Annotated in this window: 1 protein-coding gene; it reads right to left on the bottom strand. The window is 68.6% G+C overall.

Annotation, left to right across the window (positions count from 1 at the left end; translation table 11 throughout):
• Positions 1–48: 48 nt before the first annotated feature.
• Positions 49–15,618 (bottom strand): non-ribosomal peptide synthase/polyketide synthase, encoded by a 15,570-nt coding sequence (locus ACLML9_RS12495; protein ID WP_411945685.1) that lies wholly within the window; start codon positions 15,616–15,618, stop codon positions 49–51.
• Positions 15,619–15,939: the final 321 nt, after the last annotated feature.

Here is a 15,939-nt window from a genome sequence, read left to right as displayed (position 1 = left end):
CGGCTGCGCCCGTCCAGGCGGCCGCCGACCGCGACGCGGCGTACCGGTTCAGCCCTCTTCGCCGGCCGTGCCCGCGAGCCGGGCCAGCAACCGCGGCGCGATCACCGAGAACGATTCCACCGTCGTCATATCGTCGTGTGTCGCCGGTACCGCGTATTCGACGATCTCCCCGGCTACGTACGGCAACCAGTCCTCCGCCCGCGGGCCGGCCTGCCGCGCACCCGGTGTGGGTACCTCGGCGCGGAAGAAATCGATGACACCGCTGTAGGTCCGGGGCCGGTGTTCGGAGATCAGTTCCGCGGATCGCGCGGCGGTCCGGTACACCCCGCGCAACCGTTCGACCGGCAGGGTCAGCAGCTCCGGTGGGATCAGCTCGTGCAGCCGTTCCAGTTCGGCGTCGTCGAGTTCGCCGACGCCCCGGTCGGTCCCCGCTTCCTCGGTCACGATGCCCTGTTCCACCAGCGCCGCACGGAGCAGAGTTTCGAAGATTCCCGGATCGACGGCGGGATGGCTGTCGAGCAGGGCCAGCATCTCGACCTGCTCCCCCGCCGCCTGCAATTCGGTGGCGATGGCGTGCGCCAGCACGCCGCCCAAGGACCAGCCGAGCAGGCGATACGGACCGTCGGGCTGGATCCGCCGGATCTCCGACAGATACCGGGCCGCGATCTCCGCCAGCGAGTCCGGCGCGTAGTCGGGTTCGGTGTAGGCGGGCGACTGGAGACCATAGATGGGCTGATCGTCCGGCAGCAGTCCGGTCAGCGCGGCGAAACTCCACGCCAGCCCGTCCCGGGCGTGAACAGCGAAAATCGGGGTCGCCGTACCGGTCTCCCGGATGGGCAGCACTACCCGCAATGCCGCCTCGGACAGTTCCGCCGCGGCACCCGGTTCGACGATCCGGGCGGCGAGCCCGGCCACCGTCGCCTCGGTGAACATCCACTGCACACTGATCTCGGCCCCGGTGACCGCACCCAGCCGGGCCGCCACCTTGGTCGCGAGCAGCGAGTTACCGCCGAGCGCGAAGAACGAATCGTCCACACCCACCCGGTCCACGCCCAGGACTTCGGCGAAGACCTCGGCGACGGTCTGTTCCAGCGGAGTGCGCGGGGCGCGGTAGCCGGCGTCGGCCGCGAACACCGGTTCGGGCAGCGCGTTGCGGTCCAGCTTCCCGGCGGGGGTCAGCGGGATCTCGTCGATCACCATGATCGACGACGGCACCATATGGCCCGGCAGCAGCGCCTCGACATGCGCGCGCACGCCCGCCGTATCGACCGGAGTTCCCGGTGCGGCCACCACATACGACACCAGCGACATGACGCCGGCCGGATTGCGGTGCCCGACCGTGACCGCGAAATCGACAGCGTCGGACGAGGTCAGCGCGGAGTCGATCTCGCCGAGTTCGATACGGAAACCGCGGATCTTGACCTGGAAGTCGTTGCGGCCCACATACTCCACCGCCGGATCACCGGCGCCGTCGCGCCGCCAGCGCACGATGTCACCCGTGCGGTACAACCGCGACCCCGGCGCACCGAACGGGTCGGCGACGAATCGCTGCGCCGTCAGACCCGCGCGCGCGTGATAGCCGCGCGCCAGCTGGATACCACCGACATACAGCTCACCGGCCACACCCTCGGGAACCGGGTTCAACCGATCGTCCAATACCAGCGCGCGCGTACCCCGCACCGGGCCGCCGATCGTCACCGGATCGCCCGGCAGCAGCGCTCCGCTGATATTCGTCGCGACAGTCGCCTCGGTCGGACCGTAGGCGTTGTGCAGCCGGCGCACGACCCCACCGTCGCGGACCGTGGACCACTTCGCCACCAGATCCGCCGAGATGGCCTCGCCACCGGCGATGATGACCCGCATACCCGCCAGATCGGCCGGATCCAGCGAGGCCAGCACCGACGGCGTGATCAATCCGACCGTCACCCGTTCCCGGGCGATCAGCTCGCCGAGCTCGGCGCCGCCGTAGGTTCCCGGCGGTACCACCACGAGGGCGCCCGCGGAACCCACCGCCAGCAGCAGTTCCAGGATCGAGGCGTCGAAACTCGGGGACGCGAACGCCAGCGCCCGGGAATGCCGGTTCATTCCGTACTTTTCGACCTGTTCGGCACTGAAGTTCGCCAGACCGGCATGCGTGACGACCACACCCTTGGGCAGACCCGTGGAGCCCGAGGTGTAGATGACGTAGGCGGTGTTCGCCGGAGTCAGCGGACGGACCCGGTCGGCGTCGGTGACCGCAGCACCGGAGTAACGCCGCGAATCCTGTTCGTCGAGCACCAGCCAATCCACCGAATCCGGCAGCTCCGCCCGCACCGACGACACCGTCACACCCACCCGTACCCGCGAATCGGTGAGCATATGCGCGATCCGGTCCGCCGGATAGGTCGGATCGACCGGCACGAACGCCGCACCCGACTTGGTGACAGCCCACTCGGCCAGCACCGAATCCGCCGACCGCGGCACCGCCACGGCCACCAGATCCTCGGCCCCGAGTCCGCGCTCGATCAACACCCGCGCCAGCCGGTTCGAGCGCTCGTCCATCTCGCCGTAGGACAGCCGCTGATCCCGGAACACCACCGCCGGCGCCGACCGGTCCTCGGCCACCGCATCCGCCAGCAACTCCGGCAACGTACGCGCCGGCACCGCCGGACCACCGTGGACATCGACGAGCAGCCGGTGTTCGGACTCGTCGATGATCGGCAGATCACCGATGCGCGCTTCCGGATTCCGGGTGACAGCGGTCAGCAGGCACAGGAACCGGCGCGCGAAGAGCTCGACGGTGTCCGCGTCGAACAGTGCGCGGGCGTAGGAGAACTGTGCCGCCATACCGGCGCCGGTTTCGACGATATCGAGCGAGAGATCGAATTTGGCGATCTCGACATCGAAATCGACGGCGCCGATGCGCAGTCCGGGCAGCTCGACCTCGGTGACCGGTAGGTTCTCGAACGAGAGGGCCACTTGGAAGAGCGGATGCCGGGCGGTGGAACGCTGCACCCCCACCACTTCCACCAACCGCTCGAACGGCACGTCCGCGTTCGCGAAGGCCCGCAGGTCGGTTTCCCTGGTCGCCGCCAGGAATTCACCGAAACTCAGCTCGCTTCGTATCTGCGACCGCAGTACCAGCATATTGACGAACATTCCGACCACGTCGTCGAGTTCGGCCTCACCGCGCCCGGCGACGGGTGTGCCCACCGCCACGTCGTCGGTGCCGGACATCCGCGCCAGGAACAGCGCCAGCACCGCGTGCACCACCATGAAGACGGTCGCGTTGTGTTCGGCGGCCATCCGTGTCAGAGCCGCGTGCACCTCGGCATCGATCGGGAACGCCACCGTGCCGCCGGCGAACGACTGCACGCTCGGCCGCGGCCGATCGGCCGGCAGGTTCAGCTCGTCCGGCAGGCCGGCCAGTGCCGTGCGCCAGTACTCGACCTGCGCACTGAACAAGCTGTCCGGATCGTGCTCCGAACCGAGGACCTCCCGCTGCCAGAGGCTGTAGTCGGCATACTGCACCGGCAGCGGCGCCCACCCGGGGGTGGAGTCCGCGGCGCGCGCCATGTACGCGGTGATCAGATCCCGGGTCAGCGGCGCTATCGACCAGCCGTCGGCGCTGATGTGATGCACCACGGCCACCAGCACGTATTCGTCCTCGGCCGGCTGGAACAGCGCCACCCGCAACGGCACCTCGGTCGTCACATCGAAGCCGGCGGCGACCACGCCGGTGACCCGGTCGAGCAATTCGTCCGCCCGCACCGGAAGAGGAGTGAGGTCGGGCGCGGCTCGGTCGGCCGGCAGCACCAACTGGTGCGGCTGCCCGTCCTGCGCCGGGTAGACGGTGCGCAGGGTTTCGTGCCGCTGCATCACATCGGCCACGGCGTGCCGCAGCGCGGCCACATCGAGCCCACCGGAGAGGCGGATCGCGGCGGGGATGTTGTAGGCCGCCGATCCGGGATCGAACCGGTTGAGGAACCACATGCGCTGCTGGGCCGGCGACAACGGCACAAATTCCGGTCGCGGACCTGCCAGCAGGGCCTTCCGTCCACCGGTTCCGGCGTGCTGTTCGGCCCGTACCGCCAGCGCGGCCACCGTGGGCGCCTCGAACAGCACCCGCACCGGCACCTGCGTATCCAACGCCTTACCCAACCGGGCGGCCACCTGCGTCGCGATCAGCGAGTTACCGCCGAGTGAGAAGAAGTCGTCATCGGCCCCGACCCGCCCGATACCGAGGACTTCGGCGAAGATCCCGGCCACGATCTCCTCGACCGGGGTCGAGGGGGCCCGGAACGCGCGAGCCTCGAACACCGGTTCCGGCAATGCGCTACGGTCCAGCTTCCCGTTCACCGTCAACGGCAGAGTCTCGAGTTCGACGAATACCGCCGGCACCATGTACGACGGCAATCGCCGCCTCAACTCCACCTCGAGCTCGCCCTGATCCAGCCCGGGAGCCTCGCCCGTACCCACGGCACCGCCGGCGGGCACCACGTACCCGACCAAACGATCCCCGGTCCGCGGATCCGACTTCGCCACCACCGCGACCTGCGCGACCTGCGGCAACGCCAGCAACGCCGCCTCGATCTCGCCCAACTCGATCCGGAACCCACGCACCTTGACCTGGAAATCGGACCGGCCCCGATACTCCAACTCGCCCTCGGTGTTCCACACCACCACATCACCGGTGCGATACATCCGCTGCCCCGCCACGAACGGGTCCGCCACGAACCGGTCCGCACTCAGGTCCGGGCGACCGAAATACCCGGCCGCCAATTGCGCACCCGCCAGATACAACTCACCCGCGACACCATCGGGCACCGGCCGCAACCGCGAATCCAACACATACACACGCGAATTCCACTGCGGCACACCGATCGGCACCGTCACCACATCCGCCTCGGTCACCCGATGAGTGGTGACCGACACCGCGGCCTCGGTCGGACCGTACAAGTTGAACAACCCGACACCCGGGAACTCACCCAGCACCTTCCGCGCCGTCGCCGCCGGCAACGCCTCACCGATCGCCAGCACCCGCCGCAACGAGTCCGGTAAACCATCCCCGGTGCTCAGGAGGGCCTCCAGCATCGACGGCACCACCGTCAATATCGTCACGCCCTCGACACGCATCACACGGTTGAGGTAGGCCGGGTCCTGATGACCGTCCGGCGCCGCGATGACCATCCGGCCACCACTCGCCGCGGCCGTCCAGAACTCCCACACCGACAGATCGAAGGTCGCCGCGGTCTTCAACAACACCGCGTCCCCGGGACCCATCCCGAACTCGGCCACCACATACCGCAACTGGTTCACAATCGCCGCATGCGGGACCGCCACACCCTTCGGGCGACCCGTCGAACCCGACGTGAAGATCACATACGCCGTATTCGACGCCCGCAACGGCATCACACGCTCGGCATCCGACACCGGGCTCGTATCGAAACCGTCGAGATCCAGCCGGTCCAAGAGCACCAGCGGGACCGCACCGGTACCACCGAACCCGGTATCGGTGGTGGTCAGTACACATACCGGTGCCGCGGTGTCGAGGATGTAGCCACTGCGCTCGGCCGGCTGGTCCGGGTCCACCGGCACATACACACCACCGGCCGTGGTCACCGCGTACATCGCGACCACCAGGTCCACCGACCGCCGCAACGCCAGCGCCACCCGGTCCTCCGGGCCCACACCCGCTCCGATCAGGTATCGCGCCAACCGGTTGACCCGCGCACCCAATTCGGCATACGTCAGATGTGCACCGTCGGCGGCCACCACGGCGGTCTCGTACGGTCCGGCCGCGATCGTGGCATCCAGCAGCGATGGCAGTGTCGTCGCCGAGTCGAGTTGCCGCGCGGTGGAATTCCGGCCCTCGACAACTGTCGTCCGCTCCGGGGCAGCCAGAATCTCGATATCGCCCACCGGCACGGAGGGGTCGGTCACGATCCCGGCCAGCACGCGGAGCAACCGGTCCACGAATCCCTGCGCCGTGGCGTGGTCGAACAACGCGGTGGCATAGGTCAGGTAACCCGCCATGCCCTGGGCAGCGCCCGTTTCGTCGTAGACGTCACCCACGATCAGATGCAGATCGAATTGCGACATCTCGGCATCGACATCGACGCCGGCCACCGTCAGGCCGGGCAGTTCCAGACTGGTCTGCGCCAGGTTCTGGAACGAGAAGCCCACCTGGAACAGCGGATGCCGCGCGGTGGATCGTGCCGGGTTGAGTACCTCCACCAGACGCTCGAACGGCACATCCGCATGCGCGAAGGCGGCGATATCCACCTCACGCTGACGCGCCAGCAGGTCGGTGAACGACTCCCCACGGTCCAGCCGGGTCCGGAACACCAGCGTGTTCACGAACATACCGATCAGATCATCGAGGGCCTGCTCGCCGCGACCGGCCACCGGGGTACCGACGGTGATGTCCTCGCTCCCGGACAGCCGCGACAGCAGCACCGCGAACGCCGAATGCACCACCATGAACAGCGTCGCGTGGTGCTGCTGCGCCAACCGCAGCAGGCCGGCATGGGTTTCGGCGTCGATCCGCACCTCGACCCGGCCACCGGCATAGGACTGCACCGCCGGGCGCGGCCGGTCGCCGGGCAGGTCCAGTTGATCCGGCACCCCGGCCAGCGCCGACCGCCAGTAGGCGATCTGCGCGGCCGCCAGCGACTCCGGATCGGCTTCGTCACCCAGCAGTTCGCGCTGCCACAGTGCGTAGTCGGCGTACTGCACCGGCAAAGGCGCCCATCCCGGTTCGAGTCCGGCGGTACGGGCGGCATAGGCGGTCATCACATCCCGGGCCAATGGGCCTGTCGACGAGCCGTCCCCGGCAATATGGTGTACCACCATCGCCAAGACGAAATCACCGCTCGCGGCGTATGCCCCCTCGGTGGCGGATCCATCGCCCGCCGCACCGGCATCGGTCAGCTCGAACAGGGCCACCCGCAGCGGCACTTCGGCGGTGACATCGAACCCGGCCGATACCAGTTCGGCCACGGCGGCCGCCACGTCCGCGGCAGCCACCGAACGCACCTCCAGCCGCGGCATGGCGTCGCCGGCGGGTAGCACCACCTGCACCGGACCGTTCTCGGTTTCCGGGTACACCGTACGCAGCACCTCGTGCCGCGCCACCAGATCGGCCACCGCCGCCCGCAGCGCGGCCACATCCAGCTCACCCGACAGGCGAATGGCCAATGGAATGTTGTAGGCCGCCGACTGTTGATCGAAACGATTGAGGAACCACATCCGCTGCTGCGCCAACGACAACGGCACCTGGTCCGGCCGCGGCCCCGCCACCAGTGCCCTACGTCCCGATCCGGCCTGCTGTTCCACCCGCACCGCCAGCCCCGCCACGGTGGAAGCTTCGAACAGCACCCGTACCGGCACCTGGGTATCCAGCGCCGCACCCAGCCGGGCCGTCACCTGCGTTGCGATCAGCGAGTTACCCCCGAGTGCGAAGAAATCGTCGTCCGCGCCGATCCGCTCGACACCCAGGACGTCGGCGAAAACGCCGGCCACGATCTCCTCGACCGGGGTCGACGGCGCCCGGAACTCCCGGGTTTCGAATACCGGCGCCGGCAACGCCTTACGATCCAGCTTCCCGGAGGTGTTCAACGGGAACGCGTCGAGCACGACCACCGCGCCCGGCACCATGTACACCGGCAACACGCCGCGCAGCGCGTCCAGCAGCGCCGCGGCAACGATCTGCTCGCCGGGGGCGGGCACCGCGTAGGCGACCAACTGCTCACCCAGCTCGGACGCCGCGACCGTCACCACGGCCTGACTCACCACCGGCTGTGCCAGCAGCGCCGATTCGATCTCACCCAGCTCGATCCGCTGACCACGGAACTTCACCTGGAAATCGGTACGACCCAGATATTCCAGCGCCGGCCGGATCTCCGGGCGGCCCTCGACCAGGGTCTCGGCCCGGCGCCACCGCACCAGGTCACCCGTCCGGTACATCCGCTGACCGGCATCGAACGGATTCGCCACGAAACGATCCGCCGACAGATCCGGACGTGTCACATATCCGCGAGCCAGCTGGTCGCCCGCCAGATACAACTCGCCCGTGACACCCGGCGCCACCGGCCGCAACCGCGAATCCAGCACATACACACGGGTGTTCCACTCCGGCACACCGATCGGCACACCGGCCGACTCGGTACCGGTCGCCTGCCAGTACGTGACCGTCACCGCCGCCTCGGTCGGACCGTAGACATTGTGGACCGCGGCATCGGAGATCGCCTGCATCGCACCGACCGTCTCCGGCGGTAGCGCTTCACCGAGTGCGAACACGTGCCGGAGCGAGGGAATCGAACCCGCCGGGGTATGCGCGGCGAACATTCCGAGCATCGAGGGCACGAAGTCCGTCATCGTCACCCGCTGCTCGGCGATGACCCGCGCCAGGTACTCGGCATCCCGATGCCCGTCGGGGGTCGCGACGACCAGGCGCGCTCCCACTGCCAGCGGCAGGAAATAACCCCACAGCGATACGTCGAACGTCGTCGCCGTCTTCTGCAGATACACATCGTCGGCGTCCAGCCGGTACTGCGCCAGCCACCACGCGATCTGATTGCCGATCGCCGCGTGCGAAACCGCCACACCCTTCGGCCGGCCCGTCGAACCAGACGTGAAGATCACATACGCCGTATTCGACCGCCGCACCGGCGCCGACCGATCCGCGTCGGTCACCGGCGCCGAGCCGAAACGATCGGTGTCGAGGCTGTCCAGGGCCAGTATCGGCACGCCCGCGAGGGCGTCCGCACCGGCGCCGCCGTCGGCGCCGATACCGACGGCCCGCGCGTCGGCGGTGGTGGTCAGCAGACACACCGGTGCCGCGGTATCGAGAATGTAGCCGATACGTTCGGCGGGATGCGCCGGGTCCAGCGGCACATACGCACCGCCCGCCGCCACCACCGCGTACATACCGACCACCAGGTCGATCGACCGGGAGATCAGCACCCCGACCAGCGATTCCGGACCCACACCCTGCGCGATCAGCAACCGCGCGAGCCGATTCACCCGGCCCGCGAACTCGGCATAGGTCAGGGTGGCGCCCTCGAACGACACCGCCACCCGATCCGGATACGCGGCCACGGCCCGCTCGAACCCGTCCAGCAGCAATTGCGCCGGCACCGCGTGCTCGGTCGCGTTCCACTCCGCCAGCACCCGGGTGCGTTCGGCGGGAGCCAGGATCTCGAAGTCACCGACGGGGGTCGCGGGATCGGCCACGATCGCAGCGAGCAACCGGGTGAAGCGGCCGGCGAAGCCTTCCGCCGTTTCCTGGTCGAACAACGCCGTGGCGTAGGTCAGGTAACCCACCACACCCTGCGCAGCGCCCGAATCGTCGTAGGCGTCGGCGAGGACGAGGTTCAGGTCGAACTGGGAGTTCTCGGTATCGATCTCCACCCCGGACACCGTCAGACCCGGCAGTTCCAGACTCGACGCCGCCAGATTCTGGAAGGTGAACCCGACCTGGAACAGCGGATGCCGCGCCTGCGAACGCGCCGGGTTGATCACCTCGACCAAACGCTCGAACGGCACATCCGCGTGCGCGAACGCCGCGATATCGATTTCCCGCTGCCGTGCCAGCAGATCCGTGAACGACTCACCACGATCCAGTTGGGTCCGGAACACCAGCGTGTTCACGAACATACCGATCAGATCATCGAGCGCCTGCTCACCACGACCCGCGACCGGGGTACCCACCGTGATGTCATCGCTTCCGGACAACCGCGACAGCAATACCGCGAACGCCGTATGCGCCACCATGAACAGAGTGGCGCCCTGCTGTTGTGCCAGTCGCTGCAGACCGGCGTGGGTCGCGGCGTCGATATGGAGTTCCACCCGGCGGCCGGCGAACGACTGCACCGCCGGACGCGGCCGGTCCATCGGCAGATCCAGCTGATCCGGCACCCCGGCCAGCGTCGACTGCCAGAAGGCGAGTTGCTGCGCCGCCGGCGACTCCGCGTCGGATTCGTCGCCCAGCAGGTCGCGCTGCCAGATGCTGTAGTCGGCGTACTGCACCGGCAACGCCGGCCAGCCCGGGGCCTCCCCGGCCGCACGGGCCGCGTACGCGATCATCAGATCCCGCGTCAACGGCCCCGCCGAGGACCCGTCACCGGCGATGTGGTGCACCACCATCACCATCACGAACTCGTCGGCGGCGTCGTCCACCCGGAACAGCGCCACCCGCAGCGGCACCTCGGCGGTCACATCGAATCCCACCGCCGCCAGTTCCGCCACCGCCGCCGCGACCTCACCGGCGGCCACGGACCGCACCTCGAGCTGCGGAACAGCCTGCCCGGCCGACAACACCACCTGTACCGGGCCGGACTCGGTCTCCGGGTAGACCGTACGCAACACCTCGTGCCGCGCGACGACATCGGCGACGGCCCGCCGCAACGCGTCCACATCGAGACCACCCGACAAGCGGATCGCCAACGGCAGGTTGTAGGCAGCCGTTGCCGCGTCGAAGCGGTTCAGGAACCACATCCGCTGCTGCGCCGGCGACAACGGCGCCGCCGGTACCGTCTCGCCCGACAGCAGGGTCCGGCTCGGACGCGGCTGCGCCACCAGCGCCGCCCGGCCGCCGGTACCGGCCTGCTCCTGGATCCGCGCGGCCAAGGCGGCGACGGTGGAGGTCTCGAACAGCGACCGGACCGCGACCGTGGTGTCCAATGCCGCACTCAGCCGGGCCGCGACCTGGGTCGCGATCAGCGAGTTACCCCCGAGCGCGAAGAAGTCGTCGTCGGCGCCGACCCGCCGCACATCGAGGACGTCGGCGAAGACGCCGGCCACGATCTCCTCGATCGGGGTCGACGGCGCCCGGAACTGTTTGGTCTCGAACACCGGCGCCGGCAACGCTTTACGATCCAGCTTCCCGGAGGTGTTCAGCGGGAACGTGTCCAACCCGACCACGGCCGCCGGAACCATATAGGTCGGCAGCACATCCCGGACAGCCGCCAGCAGTTCGGTGGAGTTCAGCTGCTCGCCCGGAGCCGGCACGACGTAGGCGACGAGTTGCTCACCGAGCTGGGAAGCGGCGACGGTGACCACGGCCTGGCTCACCTCGGGCCGGGCCAGGAACGCGGACTCGATCTCACCGAGCTCGATGCGCTGGCCGCGGAACTTCACCTGGAAGTCGGTGCGCCCCAGATATTCCAGTACCGGTTGACCGCCGACCCGCTCCCACCGCACCAGGTCACCTGTGCGATACATCCGCTGTCCGGTATCGAACGGGCTCGCCACGAACCGGTCGGCAGCAAGGTCCGGACGCGTCACATATCCACGAGCAAGCTGGTCACCGGCCAGATACAACTCACCCGTGACACCCGCGGGAACCGGCCGCAACCTGCTGTCGAGCACATACACGCGGCTGTTCCACTGCGGCACGCCGATCGGCACACTGCCCGACTCGGCGCCCGTGGCCTGCCAATAGGTGATCGACACGGCGGCCTCGGTCGGGCCGTACAAGTTGTGTACCGCGGCATCGGAGACCGCGTGCATCGCGGTCACCGTCGCCGGGGGCAGGGCCTCACCGATGACGAATACGTGGCGCAGGCTCGGAATCGACCCCGCCTCGGTATGCGCGGCGAACATCGTCAACATCGACGGCACGAAATCCGTCACCGTGACCTGCTGTTCGGCGATCACCTGCGCGAGATAGGCCGGGTCGCGATGGCCGTCCGGCGTCGCCACTACCAACCGGGCGCCGGCCGACAGCGGCAGGAAGTAACCCCACAACGACACGTCGAACGTGGTCGCGGTCTTCTGCAGATACACATCCGAGATACCCATCGGGTACTGCGACAGCATCCAGGCCACCTGGTTCGCGATCGCCGAATGCGGCACCGCCACACCCTTCGGACGGCCGGTCGAACCCGAGGTGAAGATGACGTACGCGGTATTGCCGGGCCGCACCGGCGCGAGCCGATCCGCATCGGTCACCGGCGCAGGATCGAAACCGCTGGTATCGAGGGTATCCAAGAAGAGCGCCGGTACCCCGGCGATATCGCCCGTACCCGCAGCGTCGGCCGTGACCGCGTCGCCGTGGACGGTACGCGCGTCGGTAGTCGTGGACAGCAGACAGGCCGGCCGCGCGGTATCCAGGATGTAGCCGATCCGCTCCGCCGGATGGGCCGGGTCCAACGGCACATACGCACCACCGGCGGCCACCACCGCGTACATTCCGACCACCAGGTCCAGCGACCGGGACACCAGCAAACCGACCAGCGACTCCGGTCCCACACCCTGCGCGATCAGCAACCGCGCCAACCGGTTCACCCGAGTAGCGAACTCACCGTAGGACAGACTCGTCCCCTCGAACGACACCGCGACCCGGTCCGGGTGAGCCGTCACCGCCCGATCGAAGCCTTCCAGCAGCAGACGAGGGGTGAAGGGGTAAGCGGTGGCGTTCCATTGCTCCAGCACCCGGGTCCGCTCCACCGGCGCCAGGATCTCGAGGTCGCCGACCGGCACGGAAGAATCCGCTACCACTGCGGCCAGCAAGCGCACGAAGCGGTCCGCGAATCCCTGAACGGTGGTGTGGTCGAACAACGCGGTGGCATAGGTCAGGTAACCCGCCACGCCCAAGGGCGCACCCGCTTCGTCATAGGAATCACCGAGGTCGAGGTTGAGATCGAACTGTGCGATGGCGGTATCGAAATCCAGCCCCGACACCGTCAGGCCCGGCAACTCCAGACTGGACGGCGCCAGGTTCTGGAACGCGAAACCGACCTGGAACAATGGATGCCGCGCCTGTGACCGGGCGGGATCGAGTACCTCCACCAGCCGCTCGAACGGCACATCCCCGTGCGCGAACGCCGCGATATCGACCTCACGCTGCCGCGCCAGCAGATCCGCGAACGACTCACCACGATCCAACTCGGTCCGGAACACCAGCGTGTTCACGAACATACCGATCAGATCATCGAGCGCCTGCTCACCACGACCTGCCACCGGCGTGCCGATGGTGATGTCATCGGTACCCGACAGGCGCGCCAGCAACACCGCCAGCGCCGCGTGCACGACCATGAACAGCGTCGCGTTCTGCTCCTGGGCGATCCGCTGCAAACCGGCATGGATCTCGGCATCGACAGTGACCTCGACCCGGCCGCCCGCGAAGGACTGCACCGCCGGACGCGCCCGATCCGCCGGCAGATCCAGCTGATCCGGCACCCCGGCCAGCGCCGACTGCCAATAGGCGATCTGGGCCGCCGCGATCGACTCCGGATCGGATTCGTCACCCAGCAACTCACGCTGCCACATCGCGTAGTCGGCGTACTGCACCGGCAACGGCGCCCACCCGGGCGCTTCCCCGGCCGTACGCGCCGCATACGCGGTCATCAGATCCCGCGTCAGCGGAGCCACCGACAAGCCGTCGGCGGCGATATGGTGCACCACCATCGCCAACACGAATTCGTCCACCGCATCGCCGATATCCGATCCGGCACCGGCGGCCGCGGCGTCGTCCACCCGGAACAGGGCCACCCGCATCGGCACCTCGGCCGTCACATCGAAACCGGCCGACGCCAGCCCCGCCACCGCCGAAACTTCCTCCCCCGCCGCAACCGAACCCACCTGCAACCGCGGCGCGGCCGCACCGACCGGCAACACCACCTGCACCGGTCCCGACTCGGTCTCCGGATACACAGTCCGCAACACCTCGTGCCGCGTCACCAGATCCGCGACGGCGGCACGCAGGGCGTCCACATCGAGCGCACCCGACAACCGGATCGCCATCGGAATGTTGTAGGCGACCGACTCCGGATCGAACCGGTTCAGGAACCACATCCGCTGCTGCGACAACGACAACGGCACCCGCTGCGGCCGCTCCCGCGCCACCAGCGGCCGATGGCCGCCGGATCCGCTCAGCTCGGCCAGTCGTTCGGCGAACTCGGCCACCGTCGGCGCCTCGAACAGCACCCGTGCCGGAATCCGGGCGTCCACGGTAGCGCCCAACCGGCCCGCGACCTGAGCGGCGATCAGCGAGTTACCGCCGAGTTCGAAGAAATCGTCGTCCGCGCCGACCGGATCGACGGGATTCAGCAGATCCGCGAAAACAGCCGCGACCTGCTTCTCCAACGGACTGTCCGGCGCCCGGTACGCCTTGGTCCGCAGCTGCGGTTCGGGCAGCGCGCGGCGATCGACCTTGCCGCCCGGAGTAAGAGGGATCTCGTCGAGGACGGTGATACTCGCCGGAACCATGTACGCGGGGAACCGGCTCGCGGCCAGCGCGAGCAGCTCGTCGGGGTCGACAGCGGCCCCGCCGGCCGGATGCACATAGCTGGCCAGGACGGTCGCGCCGCCGGCGGGCTCATAGCCGACGGTGACAGCGAAATCCACCGCTTCGTGTGCGGCCAGTACGGCGTCGATCTCACCGAGCTCGATCCGGAAGCCACGGATCTTCACCTGGAAGTCGTTGCGGCCCACATATTCCAGTGACCCGTCGGCCAGCCAGCGCACCAGGTCGCCGGTGCGGTAGAGCCGGGAGCCGTCTTCGGCGAACGGGTTGGCCACAAAACGTTCCGCGGTCGGCCCGGGCCGGTTGCGATAGCCGCGCGCCAATTGGGCGCCGCTGATATAGAGTTCGCCCGTCACCCCGGTCGGCAGTGGGGAAAGCCGTTCGTCCAGGACGTATTCGGTGATACCGCGGGTCGGCGCGCCGATGCTCACCGGCTCGTCCGGCTGCATCGGGTCACTGATATTGACCGCGACCGTGGTCTCGGTCGGGCCGTAGGCGTTGAAGAACTCCCGCGGACGCCCCTCCGCCGCAGGAACGGCCCAGCGCCGCACCAGGTCCGGCGGGCACGCTTCACCGCCGGTGATCACGACACGCAGATCGTCCAGGCCCGCCGGATCGATCGAGGCCAGCGCGGCCGGCGTGACGAAGGCATGGGTCACCCCTTCGCCGCGCAGCAGCCCGGCCAGTTCGTCACCGCCGTACACCGTGGGCGGGACCACCACCATGGTCGCCGCGCCGCCCAGCGCCAGCAGCAGTTCCAGCACCGAGGCGTCGAAGGAGGGGGAGGCGAAGTGCAGGGTACGAGCGGTCGTGTCGACGCGATACCGTTCCCGCTGCTCGGCGCAGAACCCGGCCAGCCCGGCCTGCGTGATCACCACGCCCTTCGGCGTCCCGGTCGAACCCGAGGTGTAGATGATGTAGGCCGGATGCTCGGCGCGCAGCGGCCGCAGCCGCTCGTCGAAGGACACCGGTTCGGCCGAGTACTGCGCGAGGCCGCCGGCGATCTCGGCGCTGTCGATGGATACCCACTCCACCCGACCGGGCAGTCCGGCGGACGATTCCGTGACGGTCAGGCCGAGGACGGCACCGGAATCGCTGACCATATGTGTGACGCGGTCCACCGGATAGGTCGGGTCGACGGGTACATAGCCGGCGCCGGTCTTGGCCACCGCCCATACCGCGACCACCGATTCGATCGAGCGGGTGATCCCGATCGCGACCAGATCCTCGGGCCCGATACCGCGGGCGATGAGCAGCCGGGCCAGCCGGTTGGAGCGTTCGTCCAGTTCGGCGTAGGTGAGCCGGCCGAGGTTACCGCCGGCGTCGGCGTAGCTGATCGCGACACCCGAGGGGTTGGTCTCGACCGCCGTCGCCATGAGCTGGGGCAGGGTGGTCCCCCTGGGACGCCGGGTTCGGGTGGGTCGTGTGCGCGCCGTTCGGGTCATGCCTACATCACTTCCTGGTGGTGGTCACACTGCTCACCGACAACCGAACCCATCAACCTGCCTTGCCTGCCTTGTTCGCTTCCTCCGGCGGTGCACCCGCCGACAGCGGACCGCTACCGACCTGCTGGGCGTACCTCGCGCAGGGCGCGGTCGAGCGCCGCCGGACTCGCCGTCGTCCATCATTACATGGGCCGGAGGTACCCATCCGTTACCACCGAGGATGCCGGCGCCCGGCGACGCGGCCGGTCGCCCGGCGACGGTGAC

It is taken from the genome of Nocardia sp. NPDC002869, from assembly GCF_046764065.1.
GTDB lineage: Bacteria > Actinomycetota > Actinomycetes > Mycobacteriales > Mycobacteriaceae > Nocardia > Nocardia rhamnosiphila.
This window is presented reverse-complemented; position numbering and strand designations above follow the sequence as displayed.